A 17,713-nucleotide genomic window follows, 5' to 3' on the forward strand; every position below is an offset into this window, starting at 1 on the left:
GGGTTCTTAGGCAAATGCAATTGGCAAGATCATCAACATGCACAAACCCGCCGCGCGGCGATTGCTGGCGGTGATGCTGCCACCATGTGCCTGTATCACACGCTGGGTAATCGCCAGACCCAGACCATAGCCTTCGCTGCTTTGTTCTGCCAGCACACTACGGTAAAAAGGCTGGAAAATGCTCTGCAATTCAGCTTCCGGCACACCCTGACCTTCATCCAGTATGGAGATATACAGTTGATTGTCTTTCACCCCGGCTTGCAGGGTCACGGCGGTGTCGGGGCGGGTATGCCGGATGGCATTGCGCAAGACATTTTCCATGGCGCGATGCAGTAATTCATAACGGCCTAATACACAGACCTTGCTGATTTCATCGGCAGAAAATTCCGTCTTGAAAGCCTTGCCTGCGGTCTTCGCTTCAAAATGGGCATTGTCGGTCAGGTCGGCAAATAATTCATCCATGTGTATCAGGTCTTGCCCTGCATTGGCGCCGGCTTCCAGTCGCGACAGGGTCAGGATTTCTCCCACCAGTTTGTCCATGCGTACGGCTTCCCTGTCCATGCGCACCATGTATTCTTCTGCCTTGTCCGGCTGCTGGCGCGCCAGGCCTATCGCAGCCTGCAAGCGTGCCAGCGGTGAACGCAATTCATGAGAAACATCATGCAAAAGGCGGCGCTGGTTTTGCAAGGAGCCTGTCAGTTGCTCGGCCATGCGGTCAAAATCACGCCCCAGCTCGGTCAATTCGTCCTTGCGCTTTCCCATGCTATCCCCTATGCGCGTTTGCAACTTACCACCGGCCAGCTCATGAAAGGCCTCACTCAGTCTGCGTATGGGTTTGGACATATACCAGGCCATCAGGGCTGCAAACAAAAGACTGGCGAACAAAGCGACTACCATGGGAATAAAGGCACGTGAATCGGCACCATCACGTGGTGGTGGCTTGCGCATACCCATGGGCGCTTGCCCAGGCTCGCCTGGCGGGCGGTCTGGCCTGGCACCATCAGGAAAATCCGGTCTTGAGCCTGATCCAGGTCCAAATCCGGGTCCTGACTCTGGCCCGGGACCACGTTTGGATGCAGGCCCAGGGCCAGTTCCAACCCCGCGCCAGTCTTCATGCGGCGGCTTGCCGGCAGCTGGTTCTGCTACTGCCGATTTAACCATTTCTTCATTACTGTGTTTAATCCAGAAGGTGATGCTGATGCCAGCGATCGCCGTCAATTGTGCCAGCCAGATGAAGAAAAAGAACTTCCAGAACAATCGCCCCAGTTTCAGCATAGTCACTCGCGCGTCAGCATATAGCCCTGGCGGTACACGGTCTGTATGACGGTGCGGCCATCGGCAAAGGCGCTGATTTTCTGGCGTATGCTGCTCAGGTGGACATCGATATTCCTGTCGAATCTGGCCAGTGGCCGACCTAGCCCCTGTTCGGACAATTCATTCTTGCTGACGGTTTGCCCGGCATTTTTTACCAGCAATTCCAGCAAGGTAAATTCGGTGCTGGTCAGGTCCAGCATTTTATTATTCCATTCTGCACGCCGCTGCCCTGGCCATAATTGCAAGGCTCCAACAACCAGGCATTGCCTGTCCTGGTCTGCATTCATGCCACTCTCGGTACGACGCAAGATGGCCCTGAGCCTGGCCAGTAACTCGCGCGGAGTACAAGGCTTGGGCACATAATCATCGGCCCCCAGTTCAAGACCGATGATACGGTCCACGTCATCGCCACGCGCTGTCAGCATCAGCACAGGCATACGGCTATGTTCACGTATGCGGCGCAAAGCATCGATACCATTCATGCGCGGCATCATGACATCCAGCACGGCTATCGCATGCTGGCCAGATAACGCCTCCACTACGGCCTGCTCACCATCATGTACTGTAGTAATGACAAAGCCCTCACGCTCAAGATATTCCTTGAGCATGCCTACCAGTTCCACGTCATCGTCTGCGAGCAATACCTTGGTCATATCGAAAAAGAGAAAAGAATTTATAGAATCGATGATAGCAAAGCCATCGCTACACTTGGGCAAATTTACCTGCTTTTACAGTCGCATTTCTGTGATGACACAAAATCCTTACCTAACTTTACCTTTGCTTTACTGCACTTAACAAGTCGCCGCGACACAATGCAGCAACACCAACTGTAAGGAGAGACATCATGGACAAGCATACAAATCAACTGGAAACCGATCTTCATACCCTGATGCAGGCAGCCGCCTCACGCAGGCAAATGCTGCGCTGGATTTCAGTTGGCGGCGCTGCAACTTTACTGGGCTGCGGTGGCGGCAGTGATGCCACCACGACTTCATCTACCAGCACTGGCACTACTACCACGACTGGGACCACTACCGGCACAACAACTGGCACAAGTACAGGAACGACAACCGGCACCAGTACCGCAAGCTGCAGCATCATTCCAGAAGAAACGGCCGGGCCGTATCCAGGTGACGGCAGCAATAGCAATGGCGCAAGTATTGCCAATGCGCTCGCTTTGTCGGGCATCGTGCGTAGTGACATACGCTCCAGTATAGCTGGTGCCAGCGGTGTGGCAGCGGGTGTGCCTTTGACCATCAAATTGCAATTGGTGAATACCAAAACCAGCTGTGCCTCGCTGGCCGGTTATGCCATCTACCTCTGGCATTGTGACAGGGATGGCAACTATTCCATGTATTCATCCGGCATCACCGCTGAAAACTACCTGCGTGGCGTGCAGGAGACGGATAGCAGCGGCAGTGTCAGCTTCACCACGATATTTCCCGGCTGTTATTCAGGACGTATACCGCATGTGCATTTTGAGGTTTACCCCAGCGTCGCCAAGATCAGCAGTGCCAATAACAAGGTCAAGACTTCACAATTCACCTTCCCCATGGCCACCCTGAATGAAGCCTATCAGGCTACTGGCTACACCGCCAGCGTGCGCAATCTTGCGCAAATCACGTATGCAACTGATAATGTTTTCAGCGATGGTACCAGCCTGCAAATGGTCACTGTGACCGGCAGTGCAACACTCGGCTATGTCGTGACTTTGACGGTTGGTATATCTGTGTAGTTTTGAAATCACGGGAGTATGGGCATCTTGCCTTGCTCCCGGTATTTCAATAGAATCGGGCTTCTGACCAACTCCTCAACTTTTTTATGAAAGGAGGAAACATGGATTTAATTAAATACGCCGTCTGGTGCGTATCTAACTTTGGTATATTTGCCAGCTCTTGTCCTAGTTTCATCGCGCTGCGATAACAAGACGAGAGCACTTTACCTCACTCACCCTCCGGGCCTGTTCTCGGCTCATTATCGTTAGCGCTCCTGTTGACGTGGATGTTTGCATCCCAAATCAAAGACAAGAGCATGACTACCTTATTATCTGCACAAGCATTACAACTGGACACCAGCCACGGCGTTTTATTCCAGAACCTTAACTTTACCCTGCAAGTCGGCCAGCGCATAGGCTTGATAGGTCACAATGGCAGTGGCAAATCCACATTACTCTCACTGCTGGCAGGACAACGCAGTGCCAATAACGGCAGCATACAGATGGCACGCCTGTGTCGCCTGCAATATGTAGAGCAACACTTGCCACCCGCGCTGCATGCACTGAGCCTCTACGATGCCATGCTGGATGCCATCAACGACGTGCCGGAATTGCACTGGCGTGTCGACAGCCTCTTGCACGAACTTGGCATAGATGCAGCCACTGCTGAGGTACCGGTGCAATCTTTATCCGGTGGTCAACATACCCGCCTGCTATTGGGCCGTGCCTTATTACGCGATCCCAATCTCTTGCTGCTGGACGAACCCAGCAATCATCTCGACTTGCCGTCGCTGCTATGGCTGGAAGAATTTTTGCTGAACTGGAAAGGCGCATTCGTATTGGTATCACATGACCAGCGCCTGCTGAACCGCGTGACACGACAAAGCTGGATCTTGCGTGACGGGCAAATCACTTGCTTCGACCAGCCCTGCTCCGAAGCCCTGCTATCGCTGGCACTGGCGGATGAAGCCGCACAAGCCAGGCGTGAAGCCGAACAATCAGAGATAGACCGTTTAGCTGCCAGCAGCAAGCGTCTGGCCATCTGGGGCAGCGTCTATGACAACGAAAAACTGGCACGCAAAGCCAAGACCATGCAAAAACGCGCAGACCGGCTCAAGGAAGAACAAACCACAGTCACCGAAGGCCAGCCATGGACTTTGCAATTGCATGGCAAGGAATCGGCTGCCAATCATTTGCTGCAACTTGATAGCCTGACAGTCAGGGCTGCACCCGATTTGCAGTGCCTGTTCAAGCTCGAACAATTTGGTATACGGCCAGGCGACAAGATCGCTTTGCTGGGCGCCAATGGCACGGGCAAATCTTCCCTGCTCAGGCAATGCTGGCAAGCGATATTATCAGGACAAATTTCTGAACATATACGCTGGCATACGGCAGCACAGATAGGTTATTACGACCAATCTTTGCAACAACTGAACAGCGATGCCAGCCTGCCTGATGCGCTATATCCCTTTGTCGCTGGCTCTGACACTGGCAGGACAGAGCTGGCGCGCAAGCGGGCACTGATTTCGGCAGGCTTCCCGTATCACCGTCATCAGCAAAAAGTGGCATCGCTGAGCGGTGGTGAAAGAGCGCGCCTGCTATTTTTGGCACTCTCACTGGCCAGCTATCACTTGCTGTTTATGGATGAACCGACCAATCATCTGGACATGCAGGGCAAGCAGGAATTGACAGAAGCACTGGCAGGATTTGCCGGCGGTTTTTTGCTGGTATCCCATGACAGGGATTTGATAGAACAAAGCTGCCAGGAATTCTGGGTGGTACAGGATGGTCGCCTGGAAAGATGGCTGGATGCAGAAAGCGCCTATCAGTGTTTGCAGAACAAGCCATCCCTGTCACAGGACCAGCAAGAGAGGCTCTCGGGGCAAGCGGCAATTCCATTCAAAACTAGCGACATTGTTTTCAATGACATGGAACTGGCATTGCAAAGACTCTGCGAAGTGGAAGCTTTACTGCAAGCTGATCTGGCACGCAAGCCAAGACATCAAAAAGCGCAGCAGCAAGCCAGTTGGCGTAAGGAGATGGACAGTTTGAATAGCTTGTTGGGTCTGGAATAAGTATTGGAACGCTTTTATTTACAGGCTCCTTTTCCCGCCATTTTTTAATTCATCGGAGCGCAATACTGGGCAATACCGGGCAAAACCGGTATTGTGCTCCGATTTTTTTAACTATCTGGCAATCCCTGGTCACACCACATGCATTCTCTCCTCAAACTGTCCGTACGCATCCTGCATTTAGGACAGGCAATTAATTTTTCATCCGGGCGCAGGTTCTTGGAAAATACGCTGGTGAATATCCAGATAGCCAAGGCGATGAATGCGACAAAGAAAACAAAGTAAGCTTTGGCAGAACCAGAAAACCTATCCTGTACTATCGCAAACCCGGCAAGTACAGATAAGGTGACGATGACAAGCACAGTCCTGAGCAAGGGCTTCATATAGTTAATATCCTTTAGAACTCAGCCATCAAAACATGGACTGGTACAGTACGCGACGACAGGAAGGCGGGATATTTTTCCAACCGTCTTGTCGCTGCAATTTTTGTAAAGTCTTTTCTATTCATGACTATTCATGGAATAGACGTCACGCACTTTGTCGATCAAGTGAAATGCCAAATTCCCCATCTATCCAGGTATCGCGGTCACGGATAATGGCTTGTACTGGCAATGTCGCAGTTTTGACCGACATGCCACTGATTTTTTTGACTGCCGTGCCGATTGCCATGAACTCAACCAGACCATTACCTATCTCTGCAATATAAGTTTTTACACCTATCACTTCGTCTGCGCCTATCTCTGTGGCTTCACGTTTCAATCTGTCTACCGCGTTGACCCTGGCATCATGGATGAGTGTCGTCAGGTCACTGATTTCCCCCTTCTTGATCGATTTGATCGTTGCCAGGAAACCACCAATCAAGCCCAGGGAATAAATCGAAGTTGACATCAGTAATTTGACTGGCGCAAAGCCCAGACTGGTCATGGCCCACAATTCCTCACCCGTCATATCACTGGTAACAGGACTCTGACTTGCCCACTGTGGCAACTCACTATTAAATGCCGCTGTTCCGGTCATCAGCATTTCATGCACGCCCATCCATTTTTCTATGGTGGTGCGAATACCTACGACAGAATTGGCACCATTTTCCTTGGCTTGTTTAACCAGCCGCGCAAGTGCCACATGCCGCGTTACATTGAAAATATCGCTGAACTCCCTGACTTCACCGCGCACCAGGGTTTTCAGGGATCCCAGGATACTGCCACCAATGCCCATGGAATAAGCGACATTGCCAAACACATGCTGCAAAGGCTGATAACCTGCGTCCATATGGCAGTACAATTCCTGTGCATCGCCAGCACTGGTAAATATTTCCTTGTTGTGGCCAGGCACATGGACTGCAGAACCGACAAAGAGAAATTCTGTCTTGCCACTCAGGGAGCGCAATTCGCTCGTGACCCCTGCTACACCATCAGCCCCATGCTGGACAGCTTCGCGCACCATCCTGGAAAATGCATTGGCCCGTCCATCATGTATCACTGATGTAACCTGTGCGATCTCTCCACCAAGTATATTACCCACGCCAGCACCAATACTGCCCAGAAAACCCATGGAATTGACACTATTGCCGATCACAATTTCACCTGGTCGCATATTCTTTTTAGCGAGGCAAAATATCTCATTTCCTGACAGTCCGGTTACTTGCGTCATGCGATTTTCCTGTTGGATATAAATATTAATTAGGATACTGACTACGCCAAAATATTTTTACAAAACTACTTCAAATCACGATGGCATCTGGAATAAATTTCGGCACTTCTATGTAAGTGCAGTAGTACTTTTTAGCAGAGGCAAGCTGATCGTGATTTGTGTCCCGTCTTCGACTGAAGAATGTAATTCAATTTCGCCATTAAAGGCCGCCACACGTTCACGCATGCCGGTGATGCCTATGCCTGCTGAGCTATGATGAATGTCGAAACCCCTGCCATTGTCACTGACTTCTATCTGCAAACACTTTTGCTCTTCCAGCATACTCAATGCTACTTCCACCTGCGTAGCCTGGGCGTGTTTCATGACATTCGACAAAGCCTCTTGTATGATCCTGTAGGCAGAAATCGCCAGCCCGCTATCGAGTCTGGAAAAATCCCCATCGCTGTCAAAATGAAACTGGCAGCCTGGCACATTGCTGTTGTAATGTCTGAGCATGTCTTCGACTGCACCTTGCAAACCCAGCATATCCAATACTTCAGGCCGCAGACGGCGCACCAGATTGCGGCCATTGGCATATAAATCCAGCGTCAGTTTGGTGATGGCTTTGGCACGCTCCTGAATTTCTCCTCCCACGACATCAGCCACTTCGCCGGCTTCTATCTGTGTAGCCAGATGTTGTATGCGCTGAGCTTCCAGTCTGGCGGCAATTAATGAAGCATTCAATTCATCATGAATTTCTATAGCAATACTCTTGCGCTCATCTTCAACAATGCTATGGACTTTTTGTATCAGCTTGCGTTTTTCTGCATTGGCTTTCAAAGCCTCATTACGCGATTCCATCAAATCACGGGTTCTTTCCTGCACCTTGTTTTCCAGATCCTGTTTAGCTTGTTGCAGACTGATCGACATGGCATTGATGGAAATCTGCAAGTCACCTATCTCGCCACCCGTTGTCACTTCCAGCGTATTCGAATAATCACCTTCGCGTATTTCACGCAAGGTTTCTATGGATCTTTGCAAAGGCCGCGTCAGGCTCAATGCCAGGTACACCGCCAGCACCGCACTGACAAACAGAGCCAGTGCACTCATGGCAAGTTCAAACATGAAACGCTGGCTATGTTTGTTTAACATGCGCGTGGCTGACATGGTGACCCTGACATAACCCAGCATATCGGCGTCTTTGCTTTCTGTGCTGGCAGTCGTCAAAGGCAATACACCTGATTTGGCGGTTTTGGATTCTCTCAACAAATTCACCCACACCAGTTGACGTCTGACTGGTACTTCCACGGAATGTTCCGCTTGTTGAATTTTTTCAGTAGAAATAATGTGCAGGATGTCTTTCTTGTCTGTATCAAGCACATCTATCCTGGCGATGCTGCGATCTGACAGCATGACATCAGTCATGGTGCTTTTCAGGCCGGGCAGGTTCTTGGTCAGCAGATTGTACTCAACACTTTCAGCGAGGGCAGTGGCGACCACATAGGCACGCTCCAGCAACTCTGCCTTGCCTTCCTGCAAGCGGGACTGATAGGAATACCAGACCACAGAGCAAAACATGTAGATCACTGGCAGCATGATGATGAGGAACAGGCGCGAGCGCAAATCCCAGTTGCGCCAGAGCAAGGCGGAAAAATTCATGGCGACGCTGCCTTGATCAGCGTAGATATCAATGCTGTAACCAATGCTGTTGCCAATGTTTGCACTTGCATTTGTGAATGCGACAGCATCACGGTGCAATCAGCCCATGCTTGACTGCCAGCTTGGTGATATAGGCAGGTCTGTGTACCCCCAGTTTTTCCTTGATGGCCTGGCTGACATTGCTGATGGTTTTTAGCGACAGGTCCAGTCTCTCGGCAATCTCGGCATTGGTCAGTCCTTCTGCCATGAACTTGAAAATTTCCAGGTCACGCTCATTCAATAGCGATTGTGGCGACTCATCCCCACGCACCGACAAATTCGCCAGACGCTCCGCGATCTGAGGCAGGAAATACAATTCCCCTTGATGTGCACGCTGCACTGCCGTTGCCAGATCAGCCGGATCACAGTCCTTGGTGACAAAGGCCTTTGCACCGAGGCGATAAGCTTCCTTGATCAAAGCATCCTGATCAAACTGGCTGAGGAAGACTATCTTTGCGTCCGCAAATTGCGCCAGGATGTCCCGCGCGGCATCCAGACCGGTCAAGTCTGCACCAAAGCGTATGTCCAGTATCACCACATCCGGCTTCAAGGCAGCATATTGCTCGAATGCTTCTTGCGGTGTTCTGGCTTGGCCCAGCACGCTAATCCCCAGGCTGCCTAGCGACATGGCAAAACCTGTCATCACGATGGGATGATCATCAGCCAACAATACCCGTATGCCATTTTGCATAATTACAACACCTTATTATTTAGCAGAATTTTTACTTATTAAACGCAATAGTAATGCTTTTCACTAGCAATTGCATCATCGGAGGCAATGAAATGCACGCTCTATGAAGTGAGGGCCAAGATTTAAGACCTGCTACCCATTACAGCACCGATAAAAGCTACACATGGAGGGCGTAAATTTATTACTTTTCAACAATGAAAAATGCAGAGAGTCCTCGCCATTTCACCAACAAAGAAATTAAATATCCTAAATAAATCAATAAAAATACTTTTCAAGTGACATTTTTATTGCTATCGTAAAGCACATGGATTGCACATCAATGCCAATTCACCTGCTTTTACAAGCAATGGATGGCACCACCTGATGCATCTCCAAGCTAGTCCCCGGCATGCGCGGTTCGCCATGCCTGGCCTGACCCCAAACCTGGAGAACAAAATGGAATTTACACAAAACCAACAACATCCCTTCAAGCGCATGTCACGTTTGGGTGTCGTCGCCTTGCTGCACGTGGCCTTGCTGGCGGCCTTGTTAAGCAGCATGAAAATCAAAATCAGCCCGCCAGTTTTTTTTAAACCCGAGTCTGTTCACGAAATTGAAAAAATCAAACCTGTAGAACCCGATCATCCTCCAACTACACCTCAGACTTTGGCCCCCCCCATAAATCCACCTATCGCGCCTCCGACAGTGGTACCGGATGATCCACCATCCGTTACCCCTCCTGTAGTACGTGGTGGCAAAACCGATGACGGCAATACAGGGAAAGTCATTGAAGGCACAGGCGTGTCGGGTGGCGGTACCGGTACAGGCACTCAAGCTGTAAAGAGCCCGGTCCATGTAGCAGCCGTCGTCGATATGAGCCGCTGCGAAAAACCTGTCTATCCTGCCAGTGCCTTGCGCAGTGGTGATGCAGGAACAGTCACCCTCGCCATGTTGATAGGTACTGATGGCCGTGTGCTTGAAACCAAGACGGAAGGCAGCAGCGGCTTTCGCAATCTCGACAAAGCAGCCAGCCAGGCTCTGTCACTGTGTCGCTTCACGCCCGGTACCATCGATGGCGTAGCACAGCAAAGCTGGACCAGGGTGCAGTATGTCTGGAAGATAGATTAATCAGGAAGGGAAATAACAAGGCATGTCTTCCCGATGTCTTTCCCGCTTTCCCGTTTTGCTGCCTGCCTGTCGTCCGGCACCTGCGACAGGCAAGGCAGTTTTTTTAAATCTGAACTGCCACTTTTACCAATGACGAGCAAACCATGCACCGCAAATACAGTCACGCCAGCTATTTTCGTGCCCTCTGCTTTTTTATCAGCATGGTACTGACTTCTTACGCAACGGCTACTGTGCCTCCCGCGATAAAAAACGAAGAAGACTTACCTGTACTCATGGTCGATATCCAGCATCATGCAGTCACCACGACTGCAGCAAGTACCTCTGCGTTTACACCCTATCATGGCACTATTGACCGCTCGCCCTACCTGGGCTGGATTATCCTGATGTGCGCCTGGCTGCTGCCAACGGGCATGCTGGTGGTGACAGTCGCTACTGTTTTTGACTTTCGCAAGCGCAGGCAAGATGATGACTTATTTGTCGCGGCGCTGGCAGCCAGCTAAATCATCATGGCATTTGTGTTGACATGCCTTGGTCACACTGGCACTTTAGAATAAAGGCTATCTAAAGTTTTCGTAGGAAAAAGCCATGTCCAAGGACCACAAGCCAGGCAAGAGTGAACTGCAACGCCGCCAGTTCCTGTGCAATGCCAGCGCCAGTGCTGCTGCCATTATCGCAGCGACCAGCCTGCCCAAAATAGCACGCGCACAAACTGCCTCACCTTCACTCATCACTGCAGACAAGTTGCGCCCACAATTGCCCTGCGGCGTCATGAGTGGCGACATCACCCGTGACAAAGCCATCATCTGGAGCCGTACTGACAGACCCGCGCGCATGTTGCTTGAATATGCCAATAATGACGCCTTCAAGAATGCCCATAGCCTCACCGGCCCACTGGCATTGCCCAGCACGGATTACACTGCCCGCATAGATCTCAGCGGTTTGCCTGCGGGCCAGCGCACTTTTTACCGCGTGCGTTTCCAGGATGTGCAAAACCCTTCTGCAGTAAGTGAAACAGTGCAAGGCAGCTTGCACTTGCCGGGCGGTACAGAACGCGACATCACATTTGCATTTTCTGGCGATGAAGCTGGCCAGGGCTGGGGGGTATCAATGAAGCTTTTGGCGGTTACCGCATTTATGAAAGCATGCGCCGCTTTCAACCTGATTTCTTTATCCATTCAGGTGACCAGATTTATGCTGACGGCCCCATACAGGCACAAGTCAAACTTGACGATGGCAGTCTGTGGAATAACATCACCACACCAGCCAAGTCCAAGGTAGCAGAAACCCTGGACGATTATCGCGGCAATTTTGCCTACAACTTCCTGGACGCCAACAAGCGCCGCTTTGCTGCAGAGGTACCTTTCCTGGTGCAATGGGATGATCATGAAGTACGCAATAACTGGTATCCGGGTCAGCAGATAGGCGAAGCAGAAAAACGTTACCAGCAGCGTGATTTGAATACCCTGGCGGCCAATGCACGCAGGGCCATGTTTGAATACAATCCCTATCGCATAGACCAACACGATCCAGACCGTATCTACCGCATGTTCAATTACGGCCCCTTGCTGGAAGTGTTCATGCTGGATGAGCGCAGTTACCGTGGCAAGAATTCACCGAATCTGCAAACAACATTGAATGAAGACTCGGCCTTTCTGGGCAAGCCACAATTACAGTGGCTGAAGCAGGCGCTGCTACGTTCACGCGCCACCTGGAAAGTCATCGCCAGCGACATGCCCATCTCGATTGTCGTACCTGACCTGAACCCTGATGTACCCAAAGGCACTTATGAAGCCTGGGCCAACGGTGAAGATGGCAAACCTTTGGGACGTGAACTGGAAATTGCCGAGATACTCAAATTCATCAAGCAACACAATATCAAGAACGTGGTCTGGGTCACTGCCGATGTCCACTATGCAGCGGCGACTTATTACACGCCGGAGAAAGCTAAATTTACCGACTTCAAACCCTTCTGGGAATTTGTCGGCGGCCCCTTGAATGCTGGCACCTTTGGCCCGAATGAAGTCGATCAAACCTTTGGACCCGATGTGAAATATGTCAGCGTGCCACAGGGCATGAAACAAAACCGCTCACCGGCAGAATTGCTGCAATTCTTTGGCATAGCGAAAATTGATGCCAAGACCAAAGCGATGACAGTGTCCATTCATGATATCGACGGCAAGAATTTATATAAAGTTGATATCCAGCCAGAAGCCTGACAGGCTATGAGTGCGACCAATCTCGTATTTAAAAATGCAAAAAACCTGGTGAAAACACCAGGCTTTTTGCTATTGGAACTTGCTTATTGAAACTTGCTTATTGACACTTGTTTACTAAGATTACTGCCAGTCGATTACTTATACACAGTCACCGGTTCAGTATTTTGTACTGGTACGACAGGTTGGCCATTTTGCCCACGACCATACTGACCACGGTTGGCACCACGCGGTGCGCCGAACTGCACCAAGAGTTCATCATAAGCTGCGTCAGCCAGGCTGCGGGAAGTTTCTTGCATGACCTTGCCACGGCTGAAGACGACGCGGTCGCCAGCACGGCTGATGATCTTGGTATCTACACCAGAGCCGCTGGCACTAAAAGCCGCCTTGACTTCATAAGTCTTGGTATTGATCAGGCTAAAGTCAGCAACCAGGTCCAGCGACAGGCTGGCTGTCATGGAGTTGCCGTATTGCAGCTGGTTGCTTTCCTGGCGGAACTGGATATTACTCACAGTGCCAAACAAGACATAATCAGCGCCCGGGTACATGCCCTGCTTGATACGACCGATGATGTCGTAAATTTTTTCCATAGGCTTGCCAACATAAGGACGTGCCTGTACCAGGGAAACACCACCACCCTTGATCAGTGCGCCTTTCAGGTCAGCGGTGTAAGTCTTCAATTCACCACGGTCGATATAGGTATAGAAACCTTCCGCTTCGTAGTAATTGCTTTCGCTCTTGGCATTGATATTGCCACGCTGTGAATAGCTGCGATCGGTTTCACGTTCGCTATAGCTACCCTTGACACTGCTCTTGCTGGAAGCAGACACTACGCGGAAGTATTCACTGACTTTTTCTTCATAAGTCAGGTCAGTCACCGCAATTTTGGGGATGGTAATTTTTTGTTCAGCTGCGCTGGCAGAAAATGCCGCTACAGAGCAGAACAAGCCTGCCATCAGTTTTTTCAGATTCAACATCGTATTGCCTCTTTAAGAGATTAGCGCTTCAGAATGACGTCCGAAATTAACGCTTGGAAGTTTTACGAATTTCTTTTTCGTCTTGCCATTCAATGGAACCGTCTTCAATGTCATACAGCTTCAAAGTCATTTTGTAGAACACGTCTTTGGTGTTGGCACTTTGCTTGACGATGGAAACGATTTCGCCTTCCAGGGAATATTTGGCGGCGCTCATGTTGCCGACTTTGGCCTTACCCTGCGCCTTGTACAAACCACTTTGATTTTGACGCTGCAATTCATCGACGCCTGTTTGCATCTCGTCTGCACTGCGGGTGAATTTCACCTTGCGGCTTTTCACCAGTGCAGTCTGGATGGTATTCATGATGGACTTGGTATCGATGTATTCGCTGGTCTTGTTACGCACACCAGTCAAAGTCATGGTCGGGCGATTTGCCAGTACCGGGTCTTCGAGCAGGGAACCGACCATTTTTTCTGCGATCATTTGCAGATCGGTAGAACCAAATTCATTGGTGACAGTTTCAACTGCCTTGGTGTCGCCATAAGTTGTCTGGCGAGCCAGGCTGACTGTAGGCTGTGACAACCTGGTCTGGCAGGCAGTCAGTGTGAGGCCAAGCAAAACCACCAGGGCGCAGCTTTTGGACAATGAGGAAATGCGTTTCATATGTACTCCTTAAAAATAATCTTGTTACTTCTTTTTGCTTGTTGCGAATGATGATTAACGTGGCTCTGCACTCAGCTCGATTCTGAAATCTGTCGCTTGTGGGCCATAGGCTGTACTCTTGATGAACTGGCTTTGCTGGCCCAATATCATCAATGGTTTCCAGACTTCACCGTCACCGACCTGCATGCCTGCTGCATCAGTCCAGCGGAAACGGTAATACACGCGCACGTCACGGTTGGTCAGGTTGACCATCTCGGCCTGCACCACCAGGACATCGTTTTTGCGTTGCGAGCGCAGGTCAGTCACTTGTACGCCTTCAAGTTTGCCACGCACCATCAATTTGGCAGCAATACCAGGAGAAGATGCGTTAGGAATATCCTGGGCAAAGACGGGAGTAGTAAAGCAAGCGGCAAGCAAAACGGTGGATGCGGCAAATTGTTTGGAAATCAGTTTCATATATCCTCTTCTATCCTCTAATATCAGTTGGATTTGGTACCAGCAGTATTGTTCGTACTGGTGTTAGTACTGGTCGCTGCATTGGCTTTCGCGACAGGTTTTGCTTTAACTGCTGATTTGCCCTTTGCTGCTGGCTTGGCTTCTACAGCTTTGACTTCTGGCTCATCCTGTACTTGCGCCACAGGTGCAATGTTGCCAAATTTTGCCAGGTCGCCCAAGTAAGTCTTGTCCTGATAAATACGCACAGGCACCACCATGTAGCGGCCATCTACCGTAATCTTACCCGCATCACCGCGATTGCCAAAATTCAAATCATAGTCGCCGGGTGGCAAAAATGCACGAGCAACAAACACACGCGATGGCAAACTGCGCCACATGCGGTCATCTGCCGGGCTTTCAGTCGCCACCACAGCCAGGTTGGCTGCCAGGCCAGCCAGCGCACCAAAGTTTTTATTGACCTGATCCTGCACTACACCTTTGGTCACAGCGCGTACAGCAGCACGGGTGTAAATGCCTGGCAATTCATCTTTCAATGCCTTGCGTGCCATGACGTTAAAGTCTGTCACCAGCGCAGTTGGCAGTACTTGATTGCCAACACGGATGCTATTGATCACTGGTGCATTCGGATCAGCATAAATCACCGGGAATGCGAAAGAAATGGTCACCAGACCACGGCCCGTTGGCACAGGGAAGGCGATTTTCTTGGATTGGCGCGCAGGTGAATTACCAGCCTCGATAATGAACAGCACATCGGTCACGCCTTTTTTGCGGCGGAAGCTGGTACGTTGGTCCAGACCTTTCAAGCCATCTTCCAGCACCGGCAAATCAGGACGCAACTCAATTGCCTTGCGGTAGCCAGGGGCGGCCAGGCCAGGTTCATTCAGGGCTTCGTAGACAAAGCCTGCCAGATAATGGCTGAGGGCATTTTGGTAACCGTTTTTCAGTTTCAATACTTCAGGATCATTCAGGGTTTCAACCGGGTAGCCGTTTAATTCCTTACCGGTAGAACTTACGCCTTTATCCTTGGCTTCTTTTTCTGCTTCTGCCGTTTCCTTTGAGCGGAATTCTGCGATCACAGCTTCGCGTTCATGCGTACGCTTGATATCTACGCGGGCTGTATCCAGATCACCCAGGTTCAAACGGTCCATCGCCATGCGCGTGGTCAACATGACTTTTTCATAGTCCTGACCTTCATAATCACGGCTGGCATCGCCCATGATGGTGGCACCGATCTGGCCCATCAGTTTCTGTGGTGATGACTTGGCAGTTTCTTCCCAGATTTTTACTTTGGTATCGGCGACGTCAAAGGCGTCCAGACTATCCTTGTAACGCTTGCCTACGCGCATCAATTCGCCTTTTTCCAGATTCAACAGCAAATCAGCTTTATTGGCGCCTTGTGTTTGCGCTTCTACCTGTCTGATCGCTTCATCAATCTGACCAGATTTTGCAACTGAGAGTGAAGCAGCAACCTTGCTGTCATGGGTAGGCGTAGTCACGCAACCCGTCAGCACAAGTGCAGCAACAATAGGTGTCAGGGTAAAGGTGGATAGGCGCATAGTTATCATTATCGGGGAGCAATTGTAGGGTGAAAAGCAAAACGCACGCATGGAAATATCCACACGTACGCATAGACGGTAAGTATAGTAATGCTTTGTATTTTTGTCATAGCATTAACTGCTACAAAGTCGAAGTTCTTGTAACTAGTTGTAATGAAATAAGGGAAATAGAATACTGTTTCGATATGAATTGCCGTGCATTAACAGTAATTCATATCACTGCTTATTTTCCGGTTTATTTTCTTGCTTATTTCCCTGCTTATTCCCCTGTTTACTCACTGCTTATTTTCCAATAACCAGAGGTCAATCTGATGCATAAAATCTGGCAAATAGTTTTTGTCCTTTGCGTTGAGGCTGTGACCGGCATCCGGGAAGCGTCGTATGGTAATGAGCTTTCCTGCCGCCTGAAAATGCTGCTGCAGCCTGTCAATCGCATTGTCAGGAATAACCGGATCGGCATCTCCTACGGCCAGCAGTATCGGTATGTCCAAAGCCAGCAAATTAGCAGTTTGTGGAATGGCAGCAATTTCTGACCAATAGCGCCAACTGCGACCATGTATGCGAACCATATCCTGATCAATTGGCGTGACACTCAAGCTAGTCTGTAATTGCTGCCAGGCGGGTAGCATCGCAGGATTTTTCTTCGCCAGTGCAGCATACACATCCAGCGCATTCATGCCCGCATGTGACAATAAAACCAGATGAGTTGCTTGTATTTGCTGCGCCAGTATCGGCGCCAGTTCTGCCCCTTCAGAAATGCCCATAATGATCAGGCGTTGCGGCGTTTGCGCTTGTGTCCGTGCTTGCGTTTGCAAGACAGCCAATTGCGCACGCATGAATTCGAGTTGATCCGCTTGCCAGCGTGAAGGATGATCAGCACGCGTATAGGCTACACCACAGTTTGCTCCATTCGAGCCAGGCAAGATATGGCGCTTGTGCATGATGAAAATCCGTGTGCGGCCAGACTCACCTTCAAGACCAGAAAAATACTGTGGCAAAAATGGCCCCATGCTGACACAGTCTGAACCAGAAATTACAAAGATCGCGTTGACCACTGGCGCATCTGCATCTTGTTGCTGCCAGGGTTTTCTATCCATCTCAAAGTAGATCGCTTTACCACCGTCGCCAAACTGAAATTGATTCACATGCACAGCTACACTGTCACGCCGCAGTTCGTTCACGCTGCAAGCAGATAGCAGGCAGCATAATGCCAGGCTGATGAAGCTGAGAAAAAATCTGAAATTAAACTTCATGCTGAACCAGCGACGACAACACTACATATCAGTAAAAGCAGGACCACGGGTGCCCAGATTCTGCGCTCCCATTTGCTGGGAGTGATGAGATTCAACATACTGCTGACTGACATGAAAACGACAACACCCCAGATCGCCATACGCGAGCTATCCAGATAATCTGGCAACATCATGCCAGCGCGGATAAAAATAATCAGTGCGATGAATGCCAACAAGACCAACTGGACCAGCGCAGCGATACGCAGGCGAAATGGCAATTTACCCGGATACTTGCCACCCTTGGCCAAACCGCCCCAGGGCGCACCACATGCCAGGCATAACTGAAACAGGGCAACCAGTAACAACAAAATACCAGCAATACTGGCAACCATC

16 protein-coding genes and 1 pseudogene are annotated in these 17,713 nt (G+C 50.2%); 5 read left to right on the plus strand and 12 right to left on the minus strand.

Features of this window, described 5'->3' with window-relative positions; all coding sequences use genetic code 11:
• Window positions 1-6: 6 nt before the first annotated feature.
• Together ACO0LD_RS06860 and ACO0LD_RS06865 are read right to left on the minus strand one after the other, a co-directional pair.
• Window positions 7-1,275, minus strand: a complete 1,269-nt coding sequence (locus ACO0LD_RS06860; protein ID WP_423005879.1) for an ATP-binding protein — start codon at window positions 1,273-1,275, stop codon at window positions 7-9.
• Between the two features lie 2 nt (window positions 1,276-1,277).
• Window positions 1,278-1,967 (minus strand): response regulator, encoded by a 690-nt coding sequence (locus tag ACO0LD_RS06865; RefSeq protein WP_423005881.1) that lies wholly within the window; start codon window positions 1,965-1,967, stop codon window positions 1,278-1,280.
• 191 nt (window positions 1,968-2,158) lie between these two features.
• On the opposite strand from ACO0LD_RS06865, the gene ACO0LD_RS06870 reads away from it, so the two are divergent.
• Complete coding sequence (locus ACO0LD_RS06870) at window positions 2,159-3,049, plus strand: intradiol ring-cleavage dioxygenase (RefSeq protein WP_423005079.1); 891 nt, start codon at window positions 2,159-2,161, stop codon at window positions 3,047-3,049.
• 296 nt (window positions 3,050-3,345) lie between these two features.
• Window positions 3,346-5,103: an ABC-F family ATP-binding cassette domain-containing protein gene (locus ACO0LD_RS06875; RefSeq protein ID WP_423005081.1), complete on the plus strand. Its 1,758-nt coding sequence runs from the start codon at window positions 3,346-3,348 to the stop codon at window positions 5,101-5,103.
• A gap of 107 nt (window positions 5,104-5,210) precedes the next feature.
• Here ACO0LD_RS06875 and ACO0LD_RS06880 read toward each other — a convergent pair whose 3' ends face one another.
• From ACO0LD_RS06880 to ACO0LD_RS06895, 4 genes are all read right to left on the minus strand, one after another.
• Window positions 5,211-5,483, minus strand: coding sequence for a hypothetical protein (locus tag ACO0LD_RS06880; RefSeq protein ID WP_423005083.1), 273 nt, complete (start codon window positions 5,481-5,483; stop codon window positions 5,211-5,213).
• Between the two features lie 145 nt (window positions 5,484-5,628).
• Window positions 5,629-6,750: a heavy metal-binding domain-containing protein gene (locus ACO0LD_RS06885; RefSeq protein ID WP_423005085.1), complete on the minus strand. Its 1,122-nt coding sequence runs from the start codon at window positions 6,748-6,750 to the stop codon at window positions 5,629-5,631.
• Between the two features lie 108 nt (window positions 6,751-6,858).
• Window positions 6,859-8,388 carry an ATP-binding protein gene (locus ACO0LD_RS06890; RefSeq protein WP_423005087.1) on the minus strand — a complete coding sequence of 510 codons (1,530 nt, stop codon included), beginning with the start codon at window positions 8,386-8,388 and terminating at the stop codon, window positions 6,859-6,861.
• An 88-nt stretch (window positions 8,389-8,476) separates the two neighbouring features.
• Complete coding sequence (locus ACO0LD_RS06895) at window positions 8,477-9,118, minus strand: response regulator (protein WP_423005089.1); 642 nt, start codon at window positions 9,116-9,118, stop codon at window positions 8,477-8,479.
• Between the two features lie 435 nt (window positions 9,119-9,553).
• On the opposite strand from ACO0LD_RS06895, the gene ACO0LD_RS06900 reads away from it, so the two are divergent.
• The 3 genes and pseudogenes from ACO0LD_RS06900 to ACO0LD_RS06910 all read left to right on the plus strand — a co-directional run bounded on the left by ACO0LD_RS06900 (window position 9,554) and on the right by ACO0LD_RS06910 (window position 12,441).
• The gene (locus ACO0LD_RS06900; RefSeq protein ID WP_423005091.1) at window positions 9,554-10,225 is read left to right on the plus strand and encodes an energy transducer TonB; all 672 of its coding nucleotides are present in this window, start codon (window positions 9,554-9,556) and stop codon (window positions 10,223-10,225) included.
• Window positions 10,226-10,368: 143 nt separating this feature from the next.
• Window positions 10,369-10,725: a hypothetical protein gene (locus ACO0LD_RS06905; RefSeq protein ID WP_423005093.1), complete on the plus strand. Its 357-nt coding sequence runs from the start codon at window positions 10,369-10,371 to the stop codon at window positions 10,723-10,725.
• Window positions 10,726-10,810: 85 nt separating this feature from the next.
• Window positions 10,811-12,441: pseudogene (locus ACO0LD_RS06910) on the plus strand (alkaline phosphatase D family protein).
• Window positions 12,442-12,575: 134 nt separating this feature from the next.
• Here the strand turns inward: ACO0LD_RS06910 and ACO0LD_RS06915 are convergent.
• The 6 genes from ACO0LD_RS06915 to ACO0LD_RS06940 form a co-directional block, all read right to left on the minus strand.
• Window positions 12,576-13,415, minus strand: coding sequence for a hypothetical protein (locus ACO0LD_RS06915; protein WP_423005095.1), 840 nt, complete (start codon window positions 13,413-13,415; stop codon window positions 12,576-12,578).
• A gap of 46 nt (window positions 13,416-13,461) precedes the next feature.
• Window positions 13,462-14,076, minus strand: a complete 615-nt coding sequence (lpoB, locus tag ACO0LD_RS06920; RefSeq protein WP_423005097.1) for a penicillin-binding protein activator LpoB — start codon at window positions 14,074-14,076, stop codon at window positions 13,462-13,464.
• 54 nt (window positions 14,077-14,130) lie between these two features.
• Window positions 14,131-14,532, minus strand: coding sequence for a YcfL family protein (locus ACO0LD_RS06925; protein ID WP_423005099.1), 402 nt, complete (start codon window positions 14,530-14,532; stop codon window positions 14,131-14,133).
• A 23-nt stretch (window positions 14,533-14,555) separates the two neighbouring features.
• On the minus strand, window positions 14,556-16,088 hold the full coding sequence (locus ACO0LD_RS06930) for a COG3014 family protein (RefSeq protein WP_423005101.1): 1,533 nt from the start codon (window positions 16,086-16,088) through the stop codon (window positions 14,556-14,558).
• A 275-nt stretch (window positions 16,089-16,363) separates the two neighbouring features.
• Window positions 16,364-17,341: a dienelactone hydrolase family protein gene (locus ACO0LD_RS06935; protein WP_423005103.1), complete on the minus strand. Its 978-nt coding sequence runs from the start codon at window positions 17,339-17,341 to the stop codon at window positions 16,364-16,366.
• Window positions 17,338-17,712 carry a hypothetical protein gene (locus tag ACO0LD_RS06940; RefSeq protein WP_423005105.1) on the minus strand — a complete coding sequence of 125 codons (375 nt, stop codon included), beginning with the start codon at window positions 17,710-17,712 and terminating at the stop codon, window positions 17,338-17,340. Before ACO0LD_RS06940 ends, ACO0LD_RS06935 begins: the two co-directional genes overlap by 4 nt.
• Window position 17,713: the final 1 nt, after the last annotated feature.

The sequence above is a fragment of the Undibacterium sp. Ji83W genome (assembly GCF_049340385.1).
Lineage (GTDB): Bacteria > Pseudomonadota > Gammaproteobacteria > Burkholderiales > Burkholderiaceae_D > Undibacterium.